The organism is Gemmatimonadota bacterium, assembly GCA_026387915.1.
Classification (GTDB): Bacteria; Gemmatimonadota; Gemmatimonadetes; order Gemmatimonadales; family Gemmatimonadaceae; genus Fen-1231.
In genome coordinates this window covers 228,970-252,979 of sequence record JAPLKS010000005.1, presented here as the reverse complement: position 1 = coordinate 252,979, position 24,010 = coordinate 228,970, and the positions used below count along the sequence as shown (strand labels likewise).

The 24,010-nt window shown below is 65.1% G+C and carries 24 protein-coding genes; 13 read left to right on the top strand and 11 right to left on the bottom strand.

All coding sequences use genetic code 11. From position 1 onward, the window contains the following. Positions 1-106: 106 nt before the first annotated feature. Positions 107-724: a thymidine kinase gene (locus NTZ43_02170; GenBank protein MCX5766017.1), complete on the bottom strand. Its 618-nt coding sequence runs from the start codon at positions 722-724 to the stop codon at positions 107-109. Further along, positions 721-2,322, bottom strand: a complete 1,602-nt coding sequence (locus NTZ43_02165) for a hypothetical protein (protein ID MCX5766016.1) — start codon at positions 2,320-2,322, stop codon at positions 721-723. Before NTZ43_02165 ends, NTZ43_02170 begins: the two co-directional genes overlap by 4 nt. A gap of 122 nt (positions 2,323-2,444) precedes the next feature. Between NTZ43_02165 and NTZ43_02160 the strand changes: the two genes are divergently transcribed. From NTZ43_02160 to NTZ43_02125, 8 genes are all read left to right on the top strand, one after another. Then, positions 2,445-3,650 (top strand): pyridoxal phosphate-dependent aminotransferase, encoded by a 1,206-nt coding sequence (locus tag NTZ43_02160; GenBank protein ID MCX5766015.1) that lies wholly within the window; start codon positions 2,445-2,447, stop codon positions 3,648-3,650. A gap of 93 nt (positions 3,651-3,743) precedes the next feature. Continuing rightward, complete coding sequence (locus tag NTZ43_02155) at positions 3,744-4,247, top strand: hypothetical protein (GenBank protein MCX5766014.1); 504 nt, start codon at positions 3,744-3,746, stop codon at positions 4,245-4,247. Further along, positions 4,244-4,522, top strand: coding sequence for an Lrp/AsnC ligand binding domain-containing protein (locus NTZ43_02150; GenBank protein ID MCX5766013.1), 279 nt, complete (start codon positions 4,244-4,246; stop codon positions 4,520-4,522). The genes NTZ43_02155 and NTZ43_02150 overlap by 4 nt, the downstream gene beginning before the upstream one ends. Continuing rightward, on the top strand, positions 4,501-5,520 hold the full coding sequence (locus tag NTZ43_02145) for a hypothetical protein (protein ID MCX5766012.1): 1,020 nt from the start codon (positions 4,501-4,503) through the stop codon (positions 5,518-5,520). Before NTZ43_02150 ends, NTZ43_02145 begins: the two co-directional genes overlap by 22 nt. Before the next feature lie 73 nt (positions 5,521-5,593). Further along, complete coding sequence (locus NTZ43_02140; protein MCX5766011.1) at positions 5,594-7,549, top strand: ATP-binding protein; 1,956 nt, start codon at positions 5,594-5,596, stop codon at positions 7,547-7,549. A 53-nt stretch (positions 7,550-7,602) separates the two neighbouring features. Continuing rightward, on the top strand, positions 7,603-8,799 hold the full coding sequence (locus NTZ43_02135; GenBank protein ID MCX5766010.1) for a DNA repair exonuclease: 1,197 nt from the start codon (positions 7,603-7,605) through the stop codon (positions 8,797-8,799). Further along, positions 8,796-11,243, top strand: coding sequence for an SMC family ATPase (locus NTZ43_02130; protein ID MCX5766009.1), 2,448 nt, complete (start codon positions 8,796-8,798; stop codon positions 11,241-11,243). The genes NTZ43_02135 and NTZ43_02130 overlap by 4 nt, the downstream gene beginning before the upstream one ends. Continuing rightward, positions 11,243-12,220: a GNAT family N-acetyltransferase gene (locus NTZ43_02125; protein MCX5766008.1), complete on the top strand. Its 978-nt coding sequence runs from the start codon at positions 11,243-11,245 to the stop codon at positions 12,218-12,220. Before NTZ43_02130 ends, NTZ43_02125 begins: the two co-directional genes overlap by 1 nt. A gap of 73 nt (positions 12,221-12,293) precedes the next feature. On the opposite strand, the gene NTZ43_02120 is transcribed toward NTZ43_02125, so the two are convergent. After that, the gene (locus NTZ43_02120) at positions 12,294-12,485 is read right to left on the bottom strand and encodes a DUF5670 family protein (protein ID MCX5766007.1); all 192 of its coding nucleotides are present in this window, start codon (positions 12,483-12,485) and stop codon (positions 12,294-12,296) included. A gap of 279 nt (positions 12,486-12,764) precedes the next feature. On the opposite strand from NTZ43_02120, the gene NTZ43_02115 reads away from it, so the two are divergent. From NTZ43_02115 to NTZ43_02100, 4 genes are read left to right on the top strand one after another with little or no spacing between them, the layout of a single operon-like run. Then, positions 12,765-13,178 (top strand): 6-carboxytetrahydropterin synthase, encoded by a 414-nt coding sequence (locus NTZ43_02115; protein MCX5766006.1) that lies wholly within the window; start codon positions 12,765-12,767, stop codon positions 13,176-13,178. Next, positions 13,156-13,830 carry a GTP cyclohydrolase I FolE gene (folE, locus tag NTZ43_02110; GenBank protein MCX5766005.1) on the top strand — a complete coding sequence of 225 codons (675 nt, stop codon included), beginning with the start codon at positions 13,156-13,158 and terminating at the stop codon, positions 13,828-13,830. The genes NTZ43_02115 and folE overlap by 23 nt, the downstream gene beginning before the upstream one ends. After that, a complete protein-coding gene (locus NTZ43_02105; protein ID MCX5766004.1) occupies positions 13,827-14,570 on the top strand; it encodes an SDR family oxidoreductase in 744 nt (247 codons plus the stop codon). The genes folE and NTZ43_02105 overlap by 4 nt, the downstream gene beginning before the upstream one ends. Positions 14,571-14,584: 14 nt before the next feature. After that, positions 14,585-15,205: a hypothetical protein gene (locus NTZ43_02100; protein ID MCX5766003.1), complete on the top strand. Its 621-nt coding sequence runs from the start codon at positions 14,585-14,587 to the stop codon at positions 15,203-15,205. Here NTZ43_02100 and NTZ43_02095 read toward each other — a convergent pair. From NTZ43_02095 to NTZ43_02080, 4 genes are read right to left on the bottom strand one after another with little or no spacing between them, the layout of a single operon-like run. Further along, the gene (locus tag NTZ43_02095; protein MCX5766002.1) at positions 15,202-17,025 is read right to left on the bottom strand and encodes a long-chain fatty acid--CoA ligase; all 1,824 of its coding nucleotides are present in this window, start codon (positions 17,023-17,025) and stop codon (positions 15,202-15,204) included. The two genes, NTZ43_02100 and NTZ43_02095, sit on opposite strands and share 4 nt — an antisense overlap. Positions 17,026-17,041: 16 nt before the next feature. After that, entirely contained in the window at positions 17,042-17,830 is a 789-nt protein-coding gene (locus tag NTZ43_02090) for a hypothetical protein (GenBank protein ID MCX5766001.1), read from the bottom strand. Continuing rightward, complete coding sequence (locus NTZ43_02085; GenBank protein ID MCX5766000.1) at positions 17,827-18,597, bottom strand: ParA family protein; 771 nt, start codon at positions 18,595-18,597, stop codon at positions 17,827-17,829. The genes NTZ43_02090 and NTZ43_02085 overlap by 4 nt, the downstream gene beginning before the upstream one ends. Before the next feature lies 1 nt (position 18,598). Then, positions 18,599-19,054 carry a tetratricopeptide repeat protein gene (locus tag NTZ43_02080; GenBank protein ID MCX5765999.1) on the bottom strand — a complete coding sequence of 152 codons (456 nt, stop codon included), beginning with the start codon at positions 19,052-19,054 and terminating at the stop codon, positions 18,599-18,601. Between the two features lie 189 nt (positions 19,055-19,243). On the opposite strand from NTZ43_02080, the gene NTZ43_02075 reads away from it, so the two are divergent. Continuing rightward, complete coding sequence (locus tag NTZ43_02075; GenBank protein MCX5765998.1) at positions 19,244-19,756, top strand: phosphoribosyltransferase; 513 nt, start codon at positions 19,244-19,246, stop codon at positions 19,754-19,756. Between the two features lie 89 nt (positions 19,757-19,845). Here NTZ43_02075 and NTZ43_02070 read toward each other — a convergent pair whose 3' ends face one another. From NTZ43_02070 to NTZ43_02055, 4 genes are read right to left on the bottom strand one after another with little or no spacing between them, the layout of a single operon-like run. Continuing rightward, positions 19,846-20,394, bottom strand: coding sequence for a hypothetical protein (locus NTZ43_02070; protein ID MCX5765997.1), 549 nt, complete (start codon positions 20,392-20,394; stop codon positions 19,846-19,848). Between the two features lie 24 nt (positions 20,395-20,418). After that, the gene (ligA, locus tag NTZ43_02065) at positions 20,419-22,431 is read right to left on the bottom strand and encodes an NAD-dependent DNA ligase LigA (protein MCX5765996.1); all 2,013 of its coding nucleotides are present in this window, start codon (positions 22,429-22,431) and stop codon (positions 20,419-20,421) included. Beyond that, positions 22,428-23,189 (bottom strand): GAF domain-containing protein, encoded by a 762-nt coding sequence (locus NTZ43_02060; protein MCX5765995.1) that lies wholly within the window; start codon positions 23,187-23,189, stop codon positions 22,428-22,430. The genes ligA and NTZ43_02060 overlap by 4 nt, the downstream gene beginning before the upstream one ends. Then, on the bottom strand, positions 23,186-23,947 hold the full coding sequence (locus NTZ43_02055; GenBank protein ID MCX5765994.1) for a hypothetical protein: 762 nt from the start codon (positions 23,945-23,947) through the stop codon (positions 23,186-23,188). Before NTZ43_02055 ends, NTZ43_02060 begins: the two co-directional genes overlap by 4 nt. Positions 23,948-24,010: the final 63 nt, after the last annotated feature.

The following is a 24,010-nucleotide window of genomic DNA, read 5'->3' as shown; positions in this document are numbered from 1 at the left end:
GGGCAGGAACGCGAAGGGGCGGCCACCGGGTGGGGTGACCGCCCCTTCGTGCGTAGGGCGCGTTCCTCGTCGCTCAACGCGCCCGCGGCACCTCCGCTAGCTGCGTTTAGAGCAGCCGTTCCTGCGTGTCTCCAGAGGCGGGCGGTACCTTGTGGCAGTTCCGGCAGCGCGCTTCGTATGACTCGGCTCCGCCCACCATCACGATCGGCGAATCGTAGGCGGCTGGTTTGCCGTCAATCAGCCGCTGGTTGCGCGTCGCCGGCGAACCGCACATCACGCAAATCGCGTGCAGTTTGTCGACGATCTCCGCCACGCACATCAACTGCGGCATCGGGCCAAACGGCTCGCCGCGAAAGTCGATGTCCGTGCCCGCCACAATCACGCGGCGGCCACGGTCGGCGAGGTCGTTGGCAATGGCGACAATGCCTGCGTCCAAGAACTGCGCTTCATCAATCGCGATGACCTGCGCCTGCGGATCCAGTCGGAGCCGAATCTGCTCCGACGAATCCACAGGGGTCGCCTCGATGGCTCGGCCATCGTGCGACCCCACCTGCATCACGCCGCCGTACCGGTCGTCGAGATGCGACTTGAACACCTGCACCCGCTTGCGGGCGATCATCGACCGCCGCACGCGGCGCATTAGTTCCTCACTCTTCCCGCTGAACATGACGCCGGCGATCACCTCGATCCAGCCGCCGTTCAGCTGAAACGAGCCGACACTCATTTATCTCTCCCTCGGGGACGGTCGTCGTCGCGGCGCGGGCCGCGGGTGAAGGGGCGCGACGGACGCGCGCTGGCATCACTGCTGCGCGACGGCCCACCGGGGCCACTGCGGAATGGCGGACGGTCTCCACCGCGCACGGGCGGCCGATCGCCGCCGCGAGCCGGCGGACGGTCACCACCGCGAACGGGGGGACGGTCGTCGTCGCGGCGTGGGCCGCGGTCGCTCGGACGCGCCGAACTGCCGGTGCGGAAGGGACGCTCCTCGCGCGGCGCCCGATCCGTTCTGAACGGCCGCTCTTCACGCGGGGCGCGTTCCGCCGATCGGAAGGGACGGTCTTCGCGCGGCGGACGCGGACGTTCGTCGCGATCACCGCGATCGCTCCGCTCGGGGCGCGACTCGCGCGGCGGGCGGGCATCACGGCCAGCATCGCGCGACGGGCGCGAATCACCGCCAGCGTCGCGTGGCACCGGGCGGGCGGCGGCGAATCCGTCGGCGCGCGCCTTTTCTTTTTCATACAGACGCAGCGCGGCGCCGGCAATCGCGAGCCCATCGAACTCGGCGAGCAGCGGTTCGAGCGCGAGCACTTCATGCGCCGGATAGCCCGACGCGAGCGCACCACGGAGCAGACCGCGCAGCGTTTCTTCGTGCGACCGCGCGTCACGAACGGCGCGGGTACGTTCCAGCGGAATGACCGTCACACCAGACAGGCGTGTCAGCGCATCGCGCTGACGCGAGGTCACGAGCGCCACAATCCGCACAGGATGCGCGGTAATCGCGGCCTGCAACGCGGCGGTGGACGGAATGCCCACCATCACCGCGAGCGCAACGCTCGTGGGGACAGCGCCGTCGCTGATCGTAACGAGCGTGGAATCGGCGGCATAACCCAGTGCGTCGAGCACCGTGCGAACGGCAGCACGGGTGCGCTCGTCTTCGGCGACAATGACCGTGGACGGCGGGTCGAGTTCGTCGAGCAACTCGGACAGCGGGGCCAGCGGGGCGTCCGCGGTGACCACGCGGGCGTAGAGCGCGGTGGCCGGGGCGTCAGGATTCGCTGCCGCAGCAAGGGCAGTGAGCCCCATACGACGCGCCTTATGCAGGTAGCGCTCGATCAACGTCTCAACCGCCGGTGTCGGCTCGGCCGCCGTGAGCACCCGCGAGCCCGTCTTGGGGGTGTCCGCCAGGACGAGGGAGAGGGCTTCGTCGGCGTCGGCGTATTCATCGGCCGCGGCAAAAACGATGCTCTGGACTTCGTCGAGCTTGAGCGCCGAGGCCTTGAGCAGGTCGGCGAGGGCTGACGGCGAGGCGACCAATGCCTGCGTCGGGGCATCGCGGAGCATCCGGGCGCCGCGGGCGGCGTTCGAGACAGGGAGCACACGCAGGCCGACGGCGGCCGGCATGGCCTGCAGTTGGCGTCCGAGGGCGTTGGCGCTCGTGCCATCGGGGACGATGACCAGCACCTGAAGGGCGGGAATCGAGCGGTCGGCCCGTTCCAGTGCACCGGCGACTCGCTCGGCGACGGCCGCCCAATCGGCGGGGATAAAGTGCGCCACATGGGCGCTGCGCACGGCTCCGGCCGTTTCGCGCTCGTTCTCGCTCACTGCTGCCTCGAATGTCAATGGCGCGGCATATGCCGCGTAGTGTATCGTTCGGAAGTCGAACGATTGTAATCTATCACATCGTTTCGAAACTCGCCGACTTTCACGCCCCACGCGCGCTGACGATGACTCCGATTCTCCGGTATCAGCCCTCCGCCAATATCGCGCAGCTGCGCGAGTCGGCCACCATCGCGGTTTCTGCTAAGGCCAAGGCGCTCAAGGCGGCCGGACGACAGATTATCGACCTCGGAGCCGGTGAACCGGACTTCGACACCCCGGCTTTTATCAACGAAGCGGCCGCCAAGGCGGTCCAGAATGGGGCCACCCGCTACACCGCCACCGAAGGGATCCTGCCGCTGCGCGAGGCCATTGCCGCGCAGGCAAATGCGACCTACAAGGGCGCCGATCGTGTATTGGCGGGCGACATTGTGGTGTCCACCGGCTCGAAGCAATCGCTGTTCAACGCCTGTTTCACGCTCTTTGGCCCCGGCGACGAAGTCCTGATTCCGGTGCCGAGTTGGACGAGCTATTTCGAGATGGTGGAACTGGCCCGCGCTACGGTTGTGCCGGTCGCGGGTGAAGCGTTGCGCGGCTTCAAGGTGACGGCCGCGCAGCTGGCCAAGGCCGCGACGCCGCGCACCAAGGGACTGATGCTCAACTCGCCCGTGAATCCCACCGGTTCGGTGTACGATGAGGCCGAGTTGCGCTCTATTCTCGACCTGGCGGCGGAACGCGGCTGGTGGGTGTTGTGCGACGAAATTTATCAACGCATTGCGTATACCTCGGCGTCGGCACCTGGCGCCTTCGATGTGGCAACGACGCGTGATAACCTGATCGTCATCAATGGCGTCGCCAAGGCGTACGCTATGACGGGATGGCGCATCGGCTGGACGATTTCGCAACCGGCCGTGGCCAAGGCGATGACGGCGTTTCAGTCGCACACCACGTCCAACCCGGCAGCGGTGAGTCAGCACGCTGCGCTCGCGGCGATGACGCGCACCGCCGAGGCCGATGCGGCCATCGCCGCGATGGTGTCGCAGTTCCGGGCGCGGCGCGATTCTGCGATGGCCATTCTGCGGCAGGATCCGCGCATCGAGGTGGTGGCGCCTGACGGGGCTTTCTATCTCTTCATTCGCGCGCCCAAGACGGCCTCCGGGGACGATGCGGGCTCTGCGTTTGCTGCGCAGTTGCTCGATCAGGGTGGCGTCGCCGTGGTGCCGGGTTCAGCGTTTCTCACGCCGGACTGGATTCGCGCGTCGTACGCAGCCGAACAGTCGCAGGTGGATGAAGCGATGCGTCGCATTGTCGCGGCGTACGCGTCGGCGACATAGGGCGCGAGCGATTTCGATGGTCCGCGCGCGGATTGGCGCTCGATTCGCGGCCGCGCGGCGTGCAGATTAGGTCACCGGAATCGGAGTGAATGCGTGGAACTTGCCGTTCGAGTCGAACCAACAGACGTGCCGCTCCCAGCGGTGGCATACCGATGGGATGCGGATACCGATATTCTCACCGCGAGCATGCACGCGCCTGCCGTCGGGGAAGGGATGTCGGGGTCGGTTGAGGTGGAGGGGGGCGACGGTTCGTGGCTCATTTTTGATGTGAGTGCCGGGCGCATTGCCGGTGTCGAGGTGGCGGTGTGGCCCGACGTGCGCAAAGTGGCAACGCTCGCGCCTCCTGCTGACGCCGCGCCGTCGCGCGTGAGCATTCCAGCGCGTCGTTCCCAGCCTGGCATTGCGGCGCTCGAAGTCGAGACCGAGCTCTCGGCGGACGCCGATGTCGCCGAACGCACGATTCATTTTCGTATTGGTGCGGTGCGGCCGGTGCGGCATGTGTTGATTGCGCGGGATCTGGCATTAGATGTCGACGAACGCGAACGCGTCGCCGGCGTGTGGTTGTTGAACGTTCCCCCGTTTCCGGCGGAGTCATGATTACCACCATCGTGCTTGTGAAAGCGGAGCCGCGGCTCATCCCGCAATGCGCGCGCAAGCTGGCGGGCATTGAGGGCGTGGCAGAGGTCTATTCGGTGAGTGGCGAATGGGATCTCGTCGTAATGGTGAAGGTGCCACAGTATGAAGACATCGCGCGCATCGTCACCGAGGAGTTTCCTGACGTGCCCGGGCTCGTGCGCACCACCACGCTCACCGCGTTCCGCGCGTACTCCAAGGCGGATCTCGAGCAGGCGTGGGACATCGGGGTCACCTGATTTCACTCGACACGGCCGGTGGGCTGACGGCCCGCGAGGCGCTACGAGTGCTGCGCGAGTTGCGCGCGCACGGCGCCACACCGGCGGCCACCCGCGCCGATGATGACACGCCACTCGAGTTCTCTGCACTCGACGGCGACCCGCCGCGCCTCCAAGCGGCCACCCCCATCGAAGGCGATCGCCTCGCGGTGCGCGAACTCGCCGAACCACCCATCGCAGGCTTTCACGCCTTTCTCGACGGCGTGCAGAACAGCCGCGTCGTGGAACGGTGGTCCACCGGCATGCCGGTGGTGCACGGCACCGTGGCCGCGGTGGTGCGCGTGCGTGTGGAGCGCGAATTATCCACGTGGCGTGAAGCGCCGCTGATTGCGCGGGCTCTCTATCTCCCCGTGTCGCTCGTGGCGGACGGTAGTGTCGACGCGATGCGCGCGGCGGGGCTCGATGTCGTAGACACCATTGACGGTGCGGTCGGTGCTCCGGTGCGGCACCCCGCGGAGTTGATCGCGCTCGCACGCACGGCGGTGCAACGCAAACGCGAATCGCTGGAAATCGCGCTCGCCGAACAGTGGTGCCTCGAGGGCGACGGACCGCTGTACGTGGACGGTGGCATCGCCGCGAGTGGCGCGGCGGCGCAGCACGAGCACGCCGTGGGCGTGGTGAAGTCGCACCGGACGCTCTACGCCGAAGGCGATGCCGTGGACACCGTGCTCGCTCTACCCGAAGGCGCGCGCACCACGGGTTTCGAAATTCGCTCCCCGCGCCGGACAGGGGTGGCAAGTTGGTATCTGCGGCTCCGCGACGCGCGCGGGCGCGACCCATTCTTTGGCCTCGTGCGCGTGGAGATTGCCCGATCGCATTTCTCTACTGAGCGCGCGGATCTCGTGAGTCGGTGGGTGCTCGCCGAACGGGCGCCGGTGTCGCTTCCGGACCGGCGATGGAGCACGATGGCGTACGGAATCCGCAGTTGCGAAGAGTACCTGCGGGCGGTCACCGCGTAGCAGTGGCCGCCGTCGTCGGCCCCTCGGCCGACCGTGACCGACGAGGCCGCGCCCTGCTACCTTTCGCCGTACGATGAACACCGTCCTTGGCCGCATCGTCGCCACTGAGCGACGCCCGAATACTCCGCACGAGTTCCACTTCTGGACCGCCCTCGACTCGCCCGTGGGGATCGGCACCATTGTGCGCGTGGAAGGGGAGCAGCCGGTGAATGGCGCGCTCCCGCGGACGTATGGTGTGGTCACCGAAGGGTTCGCCTACACCGATCTCGAAACACCACTGCACGACGTCCTTGGGCACGACGGCTCGCCGTCGTCCGCTGGCGCTGCGCCCACTCGGCGCACGGAAGTCCGGCTCTACTCCGCGGCGGTGTTGCGACACATCCCCGAAGAGCCGCTCCAGCCGGTGGGAAGCGGCACCGTGCATCTGGCTACGGACAATGACGTCGCCGTCGCGTTGCGCATGGACGGGTACCTCAAGGAAGGCGAAAACACGGGGATCCCCGTGGGGATGTACCGCGCGGGGGGGACGCAGTCACCGGTATTTCTCGACGCCGATTTTTTGTTGGGGCCCGAAGCGGCGCACCTCAACATCAGTGGTGTGTCCGGACTGGCGACGAAAACGAGCGCTGTGGAATGGTTGCTCTCGTCGATCTTCGCGCACTTTCCCGAAAAGAAAGGACGCGTGGCGGCCGTCTGTTTCAACGTGAAGGGGCCGGACCTTTGCTTTCTCGACCAGCCCGCCACGCGACTCGACGAGTCTGACCGCGCCCTCTATGACGCGATGGGTGTGCCGGCAGAACCGTTCCAGCACGTTGAATACTTTGCGCCCTATTCAGCGCGCGGCTACGCGCTCAACACCCTGCGTTCCAACGAAGCGCTTGCGCACAATGTGCGTCCGCTGAGCTGGGGGCTTCGCGAAGTGTTGCAGTACGCCGAAGTGTTGCTCAACAAGGACGACATCGACGCCAAAGCCGACGCACTGATCGACTTCATCAAGGAGCGCGTGGTTGATCAGCCCTTTGCTGCCGACGGCGTGCTTTCGGTGGAACACCGTGTGCAGTCGTTCACGGATCTGGAAGGCTGGTTCCGCGATTTGCTGCGCGGTATGGAAGCCAAGAATCACGAATCGTGGCGCACGCACCACGTGGCCACGATTCGCAAAGTGCGAAACCGCCTCACGAATATTTCCACGCGGTGCCGCGGGCTCGTGACCGACGACGGCACGGTGAGCGACCTCCCCTTTGGTGCGTTCCGCGACCGCGGTGTGTACGTGGTGGATGTGGCCAATCTTGAGGAAGACGCGCAGGATTTGATTTTTGCGCGCGTGGTGTCGCAGCTGCGCGAGCATCTCGAAAAGCGCACACTCGGCGTGGAGCACGTGATCGTCTTTGTAGACGAGCTCAATAAGTACGCGCCGAGCGACGGGCCTGAGACCTATGTGCGGGCGATGCTGTTGGATATTGCCGAACGGGGGCGCTACCTCGGGCTCGTATTGTTTGCCGCGCAGCAGTTCCGGTCGCAGGTGCACCGTCGTGTGGTGGGGAACTGTGGCACCGCACTCTTTGGCCGCATGGACGCCGACGAGTTGGCGACGCCCGGCTACGCGACGCTGTCGCCCGCCACGCGCACCAAGCTCTCGACGCTCGAAAAAGGCCAGTTGATGGTGCGTCACCCGCACTTCGCGCAGCCGGTGTTCGTGCGCTTTCCGCGCCCCGCCGTGTTGTCTGGGCGCGAGGGGGTTGAACGGTTCCCGCAGGCCGAGGAACCCACGTTAGAGTCGGCCATTACGCGATCGCTCCGCGCCCTTGATGCCAGCGTGACGCTGGAGTGGGTCAAGGAGACGATCGCGCTGGCCGAAGAGGACGAAGTGCTGCGCGCCCGCAATCGCACGCTCCAGGCGCGCCCAGAGGACCCCAAGAGCTATTTCCGTGCCCAGCTCAAGCGGCGGGTGGCAGGGGAGCGGGTGCCCCCCGCCGCACCGCGGCCGGCCCTCCGGACCAACCCTGGGGACGACCCCTACGGGTTCTAGCCGAGGCCGAAAAACGACCTGCGGGTTTCGCGCTCCTCGCGTACATTAGAGTCGTGCGACTGGTTCACCTCTCAGACCTGCATCTCGGCTTCCGCCAGTTCCAGCGAACGACGCCCGCCGGCATCAATCAGCGCGAGGCCGACGTTGCGCTCTCGTTCACGCGGGCGATCGATCGCGTCATTGAACTGCGACCGGAGCTCGTGCTGATTGGCGGCGACGTCTTTCACACCGTCCGCCCCACCAATCCCGCCATTCTGCATGCATTCGCGCAGTTCTCGCGATTGATGCGCGAGTTGCCCGACGCGATCGTCGTGATGGTGGCGGGCAATCACGATATGCCACGCTCGAGCGAGACCACGTGCATTCTCCGGCTCTTTGCGCCGCTCGGGATTCATGTGGTGGACAGCGAGCCGCGTCGCCTACGCTTTCCGGAGCATGGGCTCTCGATTCTCGCGGTGCCCGACATGCCGCCAGGGAGCGTCGCGCTCGAGCCTGATCCTGACGCGACGACGAATGTGTTGGTGCTGCACGGCGAAGTGGCCGGCGCCATTCCACAACATCTGGAGCATACCGATCGCGCGTCGCTCCAAATCCCTGCGGCCGATGTGTCGTCGCCGGGGTGGAACTACGTCGCGCTCGGGCATTATCACGTCTACAAGCGGGTGGGGCCGAACGCGTACTACAGCGGCGCGCTCGACTACACCAGTTCCAATCCGTGGGGCGAAATCGAGGAAGAGCGCGAGCAGAAGCTTCCCGGCAAGGGGATGATCGAGCGTGATCTCGTCACCGGGAAGCAGACGTTCCACCCGCTGACAGTGGCGCGCCCCTTGGTCGATCTCACGCCGATTGCTGGGCGTGGCATGTCGGCGCCGGATCTCGACGCGGCCATCGCGGCCGCCGTCGACAAGGCGCCTGGTGGCATCGACGGCAAGGTGGTGCGCCTCGTCGCACGTGACGTGCCCCGCCACGTGTTGCGCGAAGTCGACCACAAGGCGTTGCGCGATCTGCAACGCCGTGCGCTGCATTTTCATCTCGATACGCGCCGTCCGGAGATGGTCCGCCCCGCGACGAGCGGCGCACCGGGCCGGCGTGCCTCGCTCGCGGACACACTGCGCGAATCGCTGCGCAGTCGCACGCTGACGTCCGACATCGATCGTGACGCGCTGGTGGAGCTCGGGCTCCACTACCTGCGCGAGGCCGAGTCCATGGGCGCGATCCGCGACTCCGCAGCGGCGGCGGAAGACGCGTGAAACTCAACCGCCTCCGCCTCACGAACTTCCGTCAACACGCCGACACCGACATCGGCTTTGAGACGGGGCTCACGGGAATCATCGGGCCCAACGGTGTGGGCAAGTCGACGATTCTCGAGGCGGTGGCGTGGGCGCTGTACGGCGGTGACACGGCGCGCGGCGGCAAGGAATCCATTCGCTTCACGGGCGCTCCGCCGCGCGCACAGGTCAAAGTCGAGCTCGACTTTGAGTTAGCCGGACATCGCTACGTGGTGGTGCGCGGCCTGACGATGGCCGAGGTATACCTCGACGGTGCCGACCAACCGATTGCGAACTCCGCAACGGCCGTTGGCGATCTCTTGCAACGCCGCCTCGGGATGACGCGCGCGGAGTTCTTCAATACGTACTTCACGGGGCAGAAAGAGCTCACCGTGATGGCGTCCAAATCCCCAAGCGAGCGTGCGCACTTTCTGTCGCGCGTCCTCGGCTACGAAAAACTGCGGACGGCGCAAGAACTCGCCGAGCTACGGCGGCGCGAGCTTCGCGCCGAGATTTCGGGGATGATGACCGGCATGCCGGACGCTGCGTTGGTGAACGCCGAGATTCTCTTGGCGGACGCCCGGTTGCGCGAGGCGTCGGCGCGGCTGGCGGAGTCCGAGTCGTTGCGCGCGGTGCTGCAGTTGCAGCTCGATGGATTCGCCCCACGCTGGCTCGACGCGCAACGCCAGCGTGACGAACTGCAGATTCTCGACGCCGATCTCCGCGTGCTCGACATGGAACTGGGCGCGCAGCAGCGCAATGCGGAGCGCGTGCTCGTGGAGTTTCGGCAGATCGCCGCCGCGCGTGAAGCATTGTTGCCGCTGACCGCGCAGTTGGTGCCCTTTCACGACGTGGGTGTGGAGCTCAACAAGCTCCGCGAACTGGCGATACACGACGGACGACGGCAGGAGCAGGTGAAGCAGGAGCGGGAGTTGCAGGCGGAAGTGGGGGCGCTGCGCGACCAGCGCGACCGCGTGCAGACGGCGCCCGTCCACGAAGAGCAGATCACGCTCGAGCTCGAAGCCAAGCGGCGCGCCGTGGAGGCCGCACAGGGTGCGCTCGAGGTGCGACGCACGGAGTGGGTGCGCGACCGGCAAGAAGCCGAGACGCGGCGCAACGCGTTGCGCACGCAATATTCGGAGCTCAAGGAGCAACGCGACAAGCTCGTGAATCTTGGTGATGCCGGTATGTGCCCGACCTGCCAGCGACCGCTGGGCGACCATTATCGGCAAGTGCTCGACTTGCTCGACGGTCAGATCGAGACCGTGTCGGCCGACGGCTCGTACTTCCGTTCGCGCCTTGAGCAACTCGACCTGATGCCTGAGGATGTGGCGGCGCTGGACGAAGAGCGGCGCAAGCTACAGGCCGATGTTGTGGCGCTCGAGCGAAAGCTGGAGCGGGTGAAGCTGGCTGTGGGACAGCTGGCGCATTTCAGCCGTGATCTCTCGGCCAAAGAGCAGCGCGCCGCATCACTCACGGCCGAGCTGGCCAGTATTCCCGGCGGCTACGATTTCGCCCGGCACAAGCAGATCGAGAAGCAGTTTGAGGAGTTGGCGGCGGTGAGTACGCAGACCAACCGGCTCAACATGCAGGTGGAGCGCGAGCCCACGATGCGGCGCGAGCAAGAGAGTGCCGCGCGAGAACTCGTCGCGCTCACTGCCAAGCGTGACACGGTGTTGCAGCGGCGCACGGTGCTCGCGGTCACGGAAGAAGAATATGGGTCGCTCCGCGATCAGCATGCGGCGCTCATTGAGCAGTTACAGACGGCCACCCTGAGCGCGATGGCGCACCAGACGGAGGCCGCACTCGCCCGTGCGGCGCTCGACCGTTCGCTGCGGCAGCGTGAGGATCTCGCTCGCGTGGAGCAACAACTCGAGCGGCTCGAGCGCGACAAGCGGATGCATGACGAACTGCACCGCGCGTACGGCGACCTGCGCACCGACCTCAATTTTGCTATGCGACCGGAACTCTCGGAGCTGGCAAGTGCGTTTCTCACCGAACTCACCGATGCGCGGTACACGGAACTCGAGCTCGACGACAAGTATCGCATTGTCGTCCTCGAGGATGGCGTGCCGAAGCCCGTGATTTCCGGCGGCGAGGAAGATCTCGCGAATCTCGTGCTCCGCCTCGCGATTTCGCAGATGATTGCGGAACGGGCGGGGCAGGCGTTCTCGCTACTGGTGCTCGATGAAATTTTTGGATCGTTGGACGAGACGCGCCGCCACAATGTGGTGGAGCTGCTACGCGGGCTGCAGGACCGGTTTGAGCAGGTGATTTTAATTACGCACATCGAAGGGGTGCGGGACGGGCTCGATCAGGTGATCGAAGTCGGGCTCGACGAACGGACCGGTGCGGCCGTTGTGCGGCGCGGCGCGGCGACCGAAGCGCCGGCGTTGACGCTCATGGCATCGGACGGCGGCGCGTGATGTTCAGTCGCGATGCGCACCCCGTGCCGCGGGCCATGCAGGGGCCGTTCCCGATTGAAGCGCGCGATGTGGGGCCGCTCAATATCCTGTTCAGCGATGCGTTTACCGATCGCTATCGCCGCGACGGACTCGTTGGCGTGCGCGTTCCGCCACTCAATCCATTGATCTGGCGCTACGCTATTGAGGACGCTGGCACTGGCGCTATGTGCTGGCGCGATGTCAACGGTGATATGGCGGCGTTCAATATTGCGCACACCTCGGGCGTCGAAGGGTGGATGGGTCCCCTCGCGGTCCGCGACGACCTGCAGGGCGATGGCAACGGCAAGACGATTGTGCTCGCCGGTGTTCGTCATCTCCAGCAACAGCGATGCACGGTGATTGGACTCGAGACGATGCCGCGCACCATGGACAATATCGGCTTCTACGCGACGCTCGGCTTTGTGCCCGGTGCCCTGACGACAACGCTCACCGTCGAAGCCGCCGCGGAGCTGGCGCCCGTGTTGCTCCTGAGCAGCCTTGGCGCGGCGAGCCACGATTCCATGTTGCGGGAATGTGCCGCGCTGGCTGGGTCGATCTGCGGCGGCTACGACTTTACGCGCGAAATCGAACTCACCGAATCACTCCGCCTTGGCGACACGCTCTTGGTGCTTGAGGGTGACGTGCTCGTGGGGTTTGCGCTCTGCCATTGGGCGCCACTCGTCGAGGGGCGCTCACGAGACGAGTTGCGCGTGTTGAAGCTGGTGGCGCGCAGTGAGCTACTCCTCGACCGCCTGGTGCCTCAGCTGGCCACGCTCGCGCAGCGGGCGTCGACGGCGCGCGCCGCGGTGCGTGTGCAGGGTGCATACCGCGGGGTGTTTCGCCGCTTTATGGCGATGGGTGCGCGGGTGCGCTGGACCGACCTGCGCATGGCCCTCGCGGACTTTGAAGAGCGTCCGCCAGCAAACGGCGGCGTGGTGCTCTCGAACTGGGAAATCTGAGCCACGCGCGGTGCGTGTGGCCATCGCCGTGTGCGGCGGGGCGACACGCCCTACGCGCCGCGGTGCGCGAGTCCTATTTGCCCTTGCCGTGCTTCCCGATCTTTCCGCCTTTGGCCGGCGCGGAGGAGAGCGCCACCACGCGCTGCACAATCAGGAACACGCCGACCGTTAGGAGCGCATGAATCCAGCCCGGTGCGTCAAAAAAGAAGGTGCCGGCCGCCCATACCACGAGCATCGCCACTGCCGCAACAAGTCCGAGATCCATGGGGCGCTCGTAAAGGGGTGAACTACTGATTGACTCGCCTGATGCCGAAACCTACATTCGAACAGAGCAGGAGCGAAGAGGCCTATCTTTTGAGCCGATAAGTCCTTCCGGGTGGGTTCGATATCTCGGTTGACGTCATGCCCGCACGGCGGGAAGGCGGAAAGCTGGGTGAGGGCCTCATACATTCGACAGGGCTTCAAAAAACCTCTTCGTTTCCCCCTATAGAGAGCTCCGTCCCACTCGGGGCGGGGCTCTCTGTTTCTTCTCTCGTGGTCCCCTATGCCTCTCCTCACCGTCACCCGCCGTCTCACCTTCAACGCCGCCCACCGGGTCCACAACCCGGCCCTGAGCGACGCCGAAAACACACGCATCTTCGGCAAGTGCAACCACCCGAACTGGCATGGGCACAACTACGTCCTCGAAGTCTCAGTCACGGGGGAGCCAGACTCGGCCACGGGGTACGTGATTGACCTTGGACTCGTCAAACGCATTGTCGAGTCCGAATTTGTCCAGCACGTCGACCACAAGAACCTCAATCTCGACGTGCCGTTCCTGTCGGGAACAAATCCCACGAGCGAGAACATTATTCTTGCGTGCTGGCGCGTGCTCGAACCTGCGCTGCGCCCGGGCCGCCTCTCGCGGCTCCGTCTCTGGGAAACGGAGAACAACTATGTCGAATATGAAGGGCAGTGACGCGACGCGTCTGAGGAGCACGGGGCGTATTGATGCCGCCGATGATCCCTTTGAATCGGGTGGCGAACTGAGCATCGGTCGCGAACTCGAGTTCGAAAATCTCATCCGCCGAGAGCTCGAACTCCTCGGCGAGGACACCCAGCGCGACGGGCTCGCCAAGACGCCGAGTCGTGTGGCCAAGTCCATGACCTGGCTGACGCGCGGGTATCAGATGAACGTGCAGGATGTCGTCGGCGATGCGGTGTTCGAAGAATCGCATCACTCGATGGTCATGGTGCGCGACATCGAACTCTATTCGATGTGCGAACACCATATGCTGCCGTTCTTTGGGAAGGCGCACATCGCCTACATCCCGAATGGGCGCATTGTGGGGTTGTCAAAATTGCCGCGCATTGTCGAAGTGTTCGCCCGCCGGCTTCAGGTACAGGAACGCCTCACCGAGCAGATCGCGCAGGCCATCGAAGAGGTGCTGCAACCGGTTGGCGTTGGCGTGGTCATTGAAGCGTACCACCTCTGCATGATGATGCGCGGTGTTGAGAAGCAGAATTCCAAAACGCTCACCTCCTCGCTCAAGGGTGCGTTCCGCGACGACGCCAAGACGCGCGACGAGTTCCTGCGCTTGGCATACGCGCCTTCGTCGCCCATGCGGTGATTACCACTCCGGGCGCCACCCTTCCGTCGTCACTCGACGGGGTCACCGCCGTCGTCACGGGGGCCTCGCGCGGTATCGGTGAGGCCATTGCGCGGTCGTTGGCGGGCGCCGGTGCCACCGTGGCGCTCGTTTCGCGCGGTCGGCCGGCGCTCGAGGAGCTGGCGTCGGAACTCGGCGCGCGCGCGCACGTGGTGCCGTGCGATCTCACCGACGCCGCGGCTGTTGCGCGTGCCGTCGAACAGATTGGCGCCGTGCTGGGTGAGTCGCCGCGCATCGTCGTAAACAACGCAGGGAGTTTTCACTTGGCGCGTGCCGCGGAGGAATCTGCCGATGCCTTTGCCGCCACGCTCAACCTGAATCTCGTGGCGCCGTTCCGAATGGCCCGCGCCTTTCTGCCCGCGATGCTCGCGGCGGGGCGCGGTCACCTCGTGACCATCGGCTCCATCGCGGACCGACACACGTTTCCGCTCAACGCGGCCTATGCCGCGTCCAAGTTTGGGATGCGCGCCGTGCACGAAGTGTTGCGCGCCGAGACGCAGGGCACCGGCGTGCGGGCCTCGCTTGTGTCGCCGGCGGCGACTGACACGGAGATCTGGGGCGCCGCGCGGGCCGGAGCGCCGGCTGGGCTCCCGACGAGCGATCAGATGTTGCGCGCCGAAGATGTGGCGCGCGCGGTGCTCTTTGTGGTGAGCCAGCCCGCGCACGTGACCATCGACGAACTGCGCCTCTCGCGCAGCTGAGCGGCCAGCGTTTCGTGCACGTTGACCTCCTGCAAACGCTGCGGTGCCCAGGCGACCATGCGTCGTCGTGGCTCGTCGCGTCGGCGTCGCGGAGTGAAGGGCGGCACATCATCGAAGGTGTGCTCGGCTGTCCGGTGTGCTCGGCAGAATATGTCATTCGTGACGGCGCCGCCTGGTTTGGCCAACATGACAACGCGGCGCACGTGGCCGGCGGCATTAGCGGCGACGAGGATGAGATCACGCGGATTGCGGCCTTTCTCGCCTTTGACGAACGCGGCGGCACGTATCTGCTCGAGGGGCCGCTGTGCGTGTTTGCTGATGCGCTCGCGGACGTCGCACCTGCACGCTTTGTGCTGCACGGCCCGCCGCTGAACTGTCAGGGGCACGCCGTGCTCCGCGGGGCAGGCGACGCGGTGCCGGTGACGGCCCAGTCGCTACGTGGCGCAGCGCTGAGCCGCGCGTCGGGCGCGCTGGCGCAGGAAGCGGCCGACGCGCTCCTCCCCAAGGGCCGGCTCGTGGCGCCTGCCGAAACGCCCGTACCGAATGGCATCACGGTGCTGGCGCGCGACGAGCGGCAGTGGGTGGGCGAGCGCGATGGAACGGTGTCGGCGCCGGTGGAACTCCGCCGACGCTAGTGCGCCGCACCCTCAACGAATAGGGTGTCGATTAACGCTTTGTAGTCTTTGTCAATCACGCGCCGCTTCACCTTGAGCGTCGGCGTCAACTCGCCGCGCTCCACCGAGAAATCGTGCTCTAGGAGCGCGATTTTTTTTGGCGTCTCGTAATTCGCGAGGCCGACAAACTGCTTGCGCACTTCCTTATCCATCTTGGCCTGAATCGTCGGCATCTCCAGCAGTTGCGCGCGCTCCGTCCAGATGATGTTCTTGCGGCCCGCCCATTTCTCGAGTGAATCCCAATTGGGCACCACGAGCATGATGCAGTATTTGCGCTTGTCGCCGATCATGACGGCCTGCGACACATACTTGTTCGTCTTGACCGCGTTCTCGATCGGCTGCGGCGCGACGTTCTTGCCGCCGGCGGTCACAATAATGTCCTTTTTGCGGTCCGTGATCCGGATGAACTCGTCCTCGATCACCCCAATGTCGCCCGTGTGCAACCACCCGTCGGCATCAATGGCTTCGGCGGTGGCCTGCGCGTTGCCGTAGTAGCCCTGCATAATATTCGGGCCGCGGGTGAGAATCTCGCCGTCAGCAGCGATCGTGATTTCTACCCCCGCAATCGGTTTGCCGACGGCGCCGATGCGAAAATCCTTCGGCGTGTTCACCGTCATCACGGGCGACGTTTCACTCAGGCCGTAGCCTTCGAGAATCGTCAAGCCGGCGGCGTAGAAGAACTTGTTGATTTCAGGGGCAAGAGGTCCACCACCGCTCACGAAGTAGCGCAACCGACCGCCGGTACGCTCCTGCAGCTTGCTGAAGACGAGTTTCTGCGCCATAGCATACTGCCACGCCAGTAGTCCGCCTGGTGTCCCGCCGGCGAGTTTGACGTCAGCCCAGCGTTCCGCCACCGCGCGCGCCCAGAAAAAGATACGCTTCTTGAGCGCTCCGCCGGAGAGCGCATTCTCCAACACCCGGGCATACATCTTTTCATACAGACGCGGCACGCTCATCGCAAATGTCGGCCGCACTTCCTGCAGATTAAACGGCACCGTGTCCATCGACTCCGCGTACGCAATCGACGTCCCAGTGGCAAAAAACAGGTAGTCACCCATCCGCTCAAAGCTGTGCGAGAGCGGCAGGAACGAGAGTGCCGTGTCCTGACCGGTGAACGGAATCTTCTGCGTGCAGCCGATGACGTTCGAGTACAGGTTGTCGTGCGAGAGCATCACGCCCTTGGGGAGCCCCGTGGTGCCCGACGTGTAGATAATCGTGGCCAAGTCGTTTGGCTTCACCGTCAGCGCCTCTGCGCGCCACGCCACCGCCCGCTCGGCGGTGTCGACTGCCGCACCGCGTGCTTCGAGCTCGGCGAGCGTCATGTCTACGCCTTCTGGCTTCTCGTCGTCAAAGATCACGACGTGCTTGAGCAGCGGAAGATTGGCGCGAATCTGCGCGATCTTCGCGGCCTGCATCTTGGATGACACAAAGAGCGCCACCGATTCCGAGTTCGCGAGCACGTGCGTGATCTGTTCGGCGGGCAGCGTTGGGTACACCGGTACGTCGGCGCAGCATCCCGTGAGACAGGCCCAGTCGGCGAACGCCCATTCCGGGCGGTTCTCCGAGAGAATCGCGACTTTGTCGCCGCGGTTGATGCCGATCGTGCGCAGGCCGAACGAAATGCGGCGCACATGCTCCAGCATCTCGGCGTGTGAAATGGCCACATAGCGTCCGTTGCGCTTCACCTGATACGCGTCGGGGCGGCTGTGCTGGTCGATGGTGTCGAAAAACAGTTGCGTCAGGGTGCCAGGCGCTGGCCGGGCTTCGCCGCGAACGATCATCGGGACACTCTCCGCGTTACTTGGGTCTCGTATGAATTACGAAACGGACCGGACTTCCGCGAACTGCCGCGCCTTTGTAACGGACCGTGGCAATCACCACCACCGATTCCGCCGCCGACGGGAGCCCCAGCGCGCGAATCCGCACGCGGCGCGACGCGAGCCCGTTGGCGTCCGTGGTGTCCACTAGCGATCCGTTCTGTGACCCCGTGGTCCAGAGCGAGGCGACGGTCGTATCCGTCTTGGCCACCACTTTGCCGGCGAACAGCAGCTGGTAGCTCACCAGCCAGCCCTGCGTGTTCTTGACGCCCCCGGTCGTGTCGAAGGTCGCCACGCGCACCCCCAACTCGGCGGTCACGTTCAGCCCAGCTTCGTCAGGCAATACGTAGCGCAACGTGTCAACCAGCTTGCCGGTGACCACCACCGAATCTGGCCGACGCGTGATGATCAGCGGCCGAGCCTTGGTCTGAATGCCGTTGGCCGACGCCACGATGTTGGCAGTACCGCTACGCGCCTGCGCCGTGACGATGCCACCTGCACCGATCGTGACGCCGCTGTCGAGTAGCAGATAGCGAATAGACGGATTGGCAATGACCGCGCCGTTGCCGTTGAACGCCACGGCGTGCAGCGGAGCGGCTTTCCCAAGCGAATCGCGGAGCGTGTCGCCCGTGACGATTGACGGATAGGCGAGCGAGTCAAACTCCATCGCCGCGATGGTCGTGGGACTCGTGCTCACCGTGGTGCAGGCACCGAACCACGCGGCCGCCACCACGGCGAGCGGCGCACGCCAGAGTGACCGGCGGTTCATTTCGCGAATCGCTCCGCGAGGCGCGTCGCGAGGTTCACGTACGCCTGCGACGCGACATCAGACGGCGCCCGCAAGACGGCGGGCTGCCCGGCGGCAAAGGCATCGCTCAACGCGGCACTCCGCGGAATCACGAGATCAAACACGAGATTGGGCGGCACATGGCTACGAATGTACTCCGCCGTTCGCTCGCACGCAGGATTCCCCGCCTCGTACATCGTCAGGAGGATACCGTCAAAGATTAGCGCGGGATGATGTGTCACCACATCCTGAATACCCCGTAGGATCTGCGGGGTTGTCTGGAGCGCCAACGGTTCACATTGGAGCGGCACCAGCACACGGTCGCTCGAGGCGAGTACACGACGGGTGATGGCGCCCAGTCCGGGTGGCGTGTCCACCACCACGATATCGCACCGCTCCGCGGCCGTGGCGAGCATGCGGGGGAGGAGGTCCCCCTCGGCGATTTCCTGCGCGTACTTCGTGTGATCGGCGTCTTCTGAGACACTGCCAGCGAGCATCACGCGCAACCACGGAAGAGCCGTGGGGAGAATCACCTCGCGGAGCGAACGCTCGCCACGAAGAAAATCGGCAAAGCCATATGGGGTGTGCCCTTTGCGGAGTCCGGCGCCGTACTTCACGGAGCCCTGGGGGTCCACGTCCACGATCAGCGACTTGAGGCCGCGTCGCGCAAAGGCGGCACCGAGATTCACCGCCGTCGTGGTTTTGCCCACTCCCCCCTTCTGACTTACCACTGCCAAGATCTTGCCCACGCTATCCCTCGTGCGCTGACGGCTCGCCGCCAGCGGGGTGTTGCAACTGTTCAAGCGTGGCCTGGGCGTGGCGGATCCAGCGTTCAGATTCTTCGCCAGCCGGCGGCTGCGCGAGGAAGGCGCGCAAGTGCTTCTCGGCGCCGGCGGGATCGCCGCGCTTGATCAGCAGAAAGGCCAGCCCGTAATGCGCGCCCGAGAGCGTCGGGTCGATTTCGAGTGACCGGCGGTACGCGCGCACCGCTTCTTCGAGTCGGCCCGTGCGGGAAAACGCGATGGCCATGTTCTGGAGCACACGCAAGTCGTCGGGCTTGTCGCGCAGGGCAAGACGGTACGACGTCAACGCGGCGTCGTAGTCACCCTGACGCTCGAGCACCAGCGCCTCGTTGAGATAGTCGAGGCGCTGCGGCTTGACGTCGCTCTCAGACCAGCCGCCGAGCAGGCGGCTCAACCAGGACATCGGGGTGTTTGGCAGATTGGAGAAAATAAGGCTTTGTGGGGGTGTTTTCCCCCACACAAGGACGCACCGCGCCCCCTCGAAGGCACAAGCTATGCACCAACCAGACAGGGGGGAACCGAAGGTTCCCCCGCCAGCGTCCAATACATAGCTTCCGAAGGCAGGACTTGGCTACTCCAACCCGGCCTTCCGATGCCTAAGAAATCGCCCGCGCGCCCGGCGAAGGACGTATTTGAGGTGGATTGGCCGCTCTTCGGCGAACTGTCGCGAGCCCTCGCCCTACGCGTCTCACGCGAGTTCGATCCCGAACTCGTGGTCGGGGTGGCCACCGCCGGCGTGGTGCCTGCCGCCGTCATTTCGGCGATGCTCGACTTGCCGTTCCACTCGATCATCGTCAGCCGCCGGTACCGCGCCGAAACCGTGCGCGAAACCCCTGCCGTCTTTGGGTCCGCTCCCCCGGACGTGCGCGGAAAGAAAGTGCTGATCGTGGACGAGACCTGCGATTCGGGCGACACCCTCCGCCTCGCGATCGCCGCGATCGTGAACGCCGGTGCCGCCGACGTTCGCACCGCCGTGAGCTTCAAAACCGGGGACTTCCTGCCAGACTACTTCGCGCTCGAAACCGAGAGCGAGATCGTCCTGCCTTGGGACCGCGAAATCTTGATCGACGGCGCGCTCTCGCCGAATCCCAAGTACAAGCGGTAACAGCGGACACCGGCCGTATTAGCGGAACGACAGAGGGCGCGGCGCCATCGGCACCGCGCCCTCAATACCACGTGCGGCTTCGCGGATCGCTACGCCAGTTCGCGCACCGCCTCTACATAGCCGACGCCGTCCGCCATGCGCTCGTAGAGTTTGAGCATCACATCCGACGAGCCCACGAGAAAACGACACCGCGGCTGGCCGCTCGAGCGGCACTCCACTTCGAGCACCGCAAGCGGCGCGTCGGCGGTGCGGCCAAAGAAATCGCTTAGTAGCCCCATGCTGTAGTAGCAGGAGGGGTAGGGCATGGCCGATGCCGGATCGGCCTCGGCCCAGTCGGCTGCGTCGATGGTCGCGACCACCCCCTCAAGCGAGCCCACGGACATGCCGCCCCATCCCATTTCGCGGAAAAAGAGAGTGGCCTGTTCTTGGAACGCCTCCACGCCGAGTGTGTCGGGCGCGGGAGCCTGCTTGGCCGCCAGCCACGCCGTAAAGGCCAAGTACACGGCGGAGCCGCCGGCAAAGCCGGATTCCTGAAGGTACGTAGCAAAGTTGCCGCCAACGTCCCGCATCAGCGCCGCGCGGAGCGCCGCGAGTGATTGACGGGGAAAGGCGACGAGTTGCGAAGATGCGAGATCCACGGGGGCGGTCGGGGTCAGGGTCGGTCAGCGCGCGAGACGGCGCAACAGTTCGGCTTCATCAATGATCTCGGTGCCCAGTGCCTTGGCCTTCTCCAGCTTGCTGCCGGCGTCGGCGCCGCACACGAGCAGGTTGGTGGCCTTCGATACCGAGTCCGTCACTTTGCCCCCCGCCGCCTGAATCCTCGCTTTGGCATCGGGCCGGCTCAGCGTTGGCAGGGTTCCTGTGATGACGACTGTGAGCCCCCGGAAGGCACTCGACACTTCGACGGTCTGCGGCTCCTCGAACTGTAACCCTGCTTTCTCCAGTCGATCGAGCAGTTCGGCGGTCGCCGCGTCATCGAAATAATCGCGCACCGAGGCCGCGATGGTCGGCCCAATGCCGTGCACCGCTTCAATCTCTTCGAGCGACGCCGCGGCGAGGTCGCGCATGTTCAGGAACCGGCGCGCCAACATCCGGGCCGCCTCTTCGCCGACGTGACGGATGCCCATGCCAAAGAGCAATTTCGAAAGCGGCTGCGCTTTGGACGCCGCAATGGCATCCACCAGCGCCTGCGAGCTCTTTTCGGCAAACCGCTCGAGCGCCGCGATGTCGGTGGCCTTCAATGAGTACAGGTCCGCGACGTCGTGCACGAGCCCTTCCTGCACGAGCTGTTCAATGCGCGCGTAGCTCAGCCCGTTAATGTCCATCGCCAAGCGCGACGCAAAATGCACAATCGCTTCGAGGCGACGTCCTGGGCAGCGGTCATTCTCGCAGAACACGTCCTTCTCTTCCACGCGCACGGGGCGCCCGCACGACGGGCACACGTCGGGTGTCTTCGGTGGCTGAGGCGGATGCTTGGGGTCACGCTTTTCCGGCACCGGCCCAATAATTTGCGGAATCACTTCGCCCGCACGCTTGAGCAGTACCACGTCGCCCACGCGCAGATCCTTCTGCAGAATGAGATCGAAGTTGTGGAGCGTGGCGTAGCGCACCGTCGTGCCGCCTACTTCCACAGGCTCGAGCACCGCGTACGGATTGATCTTCCCGGTGCGCCCGACATTCACTTCAATGGCGAGCAGTTTTGTTTCGGCGATGTCCGGCGCAAACTTGCGCGCCGTTGCCCAACGTGGCACGCGTCCGCCCACAATGCCGAGCTCCGCTTGCACCGCGAGCGAGTCCACCTTCACGACCATGCCGTCGATGCCAAAGTTCAACTCGGCGCGGAGTCGCGTCTCAATCGCATGGGCGTGCTCGTACACGTCGGCGAGCGTCTGGCACCAGCGCCGATGCGGCGCCACGGGAATGCCCCACGACGCGAGCGTTTTCAGTAACTCGCTCTGTGTGGCAAATGGCATCTGTTCCACACCGGGAATGGCGTAGGCGTAGCCAAAGAACCGGAGTGGCCGCGCCGCCGTTACCGATGAATCGAGCTGGCGCAGGGAGCCCGCCGCTGAGTTGCGCGGATTGGCGAACACCGGCTCGCCCGCTTTGGCGCGTTCGTCGTTCAGGCGTTCGAAGGCGTCAAAGGGAAAATAGACTTCGCCGCGAATTTCAATGAGCGCCGGATGCCCCGTGCCGCGCAGCCGCAGGGGAATCTCGCGGATCGTGCGCAGGTTAACCGTGACGTCTTCGCCCACGGTGCCGTTGCCGCGCGTGGCGCCTGTCACCAGCACGCCATTCGCGTAGGTCAGGCTCACCGCGGCGCCATCGATCTTCAGTTCCGCCGAATAGCCGCACGCGTGCACCGCCTCGCCCACAATGCGCTCCGCGCGCTCGTCCCACTCCGCGACTTCGTCGTCGCTGAACGCGTTGTCCAGCGAGATCATCGGAATCAGGTGCGTGTGCTTCTGAAAATTCGACGCCGGCTCGGCGCCCACGCGGAGCGTGGGTGAGTCGGGTGTGCGCAGCGCGGGGTGGTCGCGTTCTAACGCCTGCAGTTCGCGAAAGAGCGTGTCGTACTCCCGATCCGACAATGTCGGCCGGTCGAGCACGTAGTAGTCGTGCGACGCCTGTTCTAGCGTACGACGCAACTCAGCGGCGCGGGACTCGCTGCTCACCCTTTGGACTCCTCGTCGAGCACCTGCATCGACACACTGACCAGTCGCTCGAGCTCTTCGTCGGATGCCTTGGGGAGCAGCGTCTCCGACCACATGTGGTCTTCGGTTCCCGCAAAACGATCGAGCAATCGGCGTAAATACGCCACGAGTGCAATGCGCTGCAGCTCGGCCTGGCGATGCTCCGCCGGCTGTGAGGTGGAGGTGCGCACCACGTTCTCAAAACGGTGCGCGTTGCGCAGCGCCTTGGCGGTGAGGTCGGCCACCACTTGGCAAAAGTGCACATCCACATCGCTGAACGGCTTGGCCCCGCGCTCGGTGCGCAGAAAAATCGCGCCAATGGTGTCGGCTCTCCAGCGAATCGGCACCACGACAATCGACTGAACGTTGCGCTCCACCAACTGGTGACGCATCGCTGCATACGCCGGATCGTGCAGCGCGTCGGGCACAAAGACCGTCTCGCCACTTTCGAACGCGCGCTTCAGTTCGGGATACCGGTCGAGGTCCACCACCAGATTTCGGATGGAGGGATCCTCGTAGCTCGCCACCAACCGCACTTCCTGGCGCTCGCCGGCGAGGAAGATTGAGCAGCGATCGAGTCCAAACGCTTCGCCGAGTTTGCGAGAGATCGCTTGGAGGATGTCTACGAAATGCAGCGACGCGCTGATTTCCTGCAGGATGTCCACGATCGCCTTCAGGTGATCGCGTTCGCGCGTCAGTTCGGCGACCTGCGCTTCGAGTCGGGCAACGTCGTCGTTCACGGTTTCCTCAGTCGGTCGGCGGCCCGCCGCTTGAACACGGCATCGTTTGGTTCGCGCTCGGGTGCGCGGGTGATCCACAAATACTGCTCCCGCGCTTTCGCAGTCAAACCCTGATCTTGATACACGGCGGCGAGGTCGAGGTGATGCACAATCCGGTCGCCATCCACCGCCACCGCGCGCTCCAGATAGCGCGTGGCTTCGGCCCAGCTGGCGAGCGCAAAGACATCGGCGCCCAAGAACGACCGCGCAAAGGCGCGCGACGCCCCGTTCAACCGCATGACCTCGGCGTTCCACATCCCCATGACGTGCAACGCACCCGGATGGAGTGAATCATAGCGCATCGCCTCGAGCGCCTCGGAGCGCACGACTTTGCCGTACCGGATGCGCGTCATGACGCTGGTGCCCATGGACCGCACGCCCATGACGCGCGCCAAAAGATAATGCCCCTGAGGGTCCCGCGGATTCGCCCGCACGGCCGCCGTCGCATATCGCTCGGCGAGCGTAAAAGCGGAGTCCTGCTGTTCCCCCTTGGGAAGGCTCACCCCATGGTCCATGGTGGAGCGTGCGGCTTTCCAGAGGGCTTCGTAGTTTTTAGGTTCCGCCCGGAGCGCGGTGACGTACGCGGTAATCGCGGCGTCAATCCGACGATCGGCATAGGCTCGGTCGCCCAGCGCAATCTGCTCCCGGGCCGACTGCGCTAGGAGCGGCAGGGCCGCCGTCAGCAACGCCGACATCACCGCGAGTATCCGGTACCGCATGCAGAATCTTGAGAAGTGGGACGGCATCTATAGTCAAAACGTAGAGCCCGCCATCCGGTCGGG

Excerpts from the sequence above, each read along its gene's own strand:
- folE (MCX5766005.1), top strand. The coding sequence starts at position 13,156 with ATGTCGAATATGAAGGGCAGTGACGCGACGCGTCTGAGGAGCACGGGG.
- NTZ43_02090 (MCX5766001.1), bottom strand. The coding sequence starts at position 17,830 with ATGAACCGCCGGTCACTCTGGCGTGCGCCGCTCGCCGTGGTGGCGGCC.
- NTZ43_02115 (MCX5766006.1), top strand. The coding sequence starts at position 12,765 with ATGCCTCTCCTCACCGTCACCCGCCGTCTCACCTTCAACGCCGCCCAC.
- NTZ43_02055 (MCX5765994.1), bottom strand. The coding sequence starts at position 23,947 with ATGCGGTACCGGATACTCGCGGTGATGTCGGCGTTGCTGACGGCGGCC.
- NTZ43_02150 (MCX5766013.1), top strand. The coding sequence starts at position 4,244 with ATGATTACCACCATCGTGCTTGTGAAAGCGGAGCCGCGGCTCATCCCG.
- NTZ43_02140 (MCX5766011.1), top strand. The coding sequence starts at position 5,594 with ATGAACACCGTCCTTGGCCGCATCGTCGCCACTGAGCGACGCCCGAAT.
- NTZ43_02095 (MCX5766002.1), bottom strand. The coding sequence starts at position 17,025 with ATGATCGTTCGCGGCGAAGCCCGGCCAGCGCCTGGCACCCTGACGCAA.
- NTZ43_02160 (MCX5766015.1), top strand. The coding sequence starts at position 2,445 with ATGACTCCGATTCTCCGGTATCAGCCCTCCGCCAATATCGCGCAGCTG.
- NTZ43_02120 (MCX5766007.1), bottom strand. The coding sequence starts at position 12,485 with ATGGATCTCGGACTTGTTGCGGCAGTGGCGATGCTCGTGGTATGGGCG.
- NTZ43_02080 (MCX5765999.1), bottom strand. The coding sequence starts at position 19,054 with ATGTCCTGGTTGAGCCGCCTGCTCGGCGGCTGGTCTGAGAGCGACGTC.
- NTZ43_02170 (MCX5766017.1), bottom strand. The coding sequence starts at position 724 with ATGAGTGTCGGCTCGTTTCAGCTGAACGGCGGCTGGATCGAGGTGATC.
- NTZ43_02125 (MCX5766008.1), top strand. The coding sequence starts at position 11,243 with ATGTTCAGTCGCGATGCGCACCCCGTGCCGCGGGCCATGCAGGGGCCG.
- NTZ43_02075 (MCX5765998.1), top strand. The coding sequence starts at position 19,244 with ATGCCTAAGAAATCGCCCGCGCGCCCGGCGAAGGACGTATTTGAGGTG.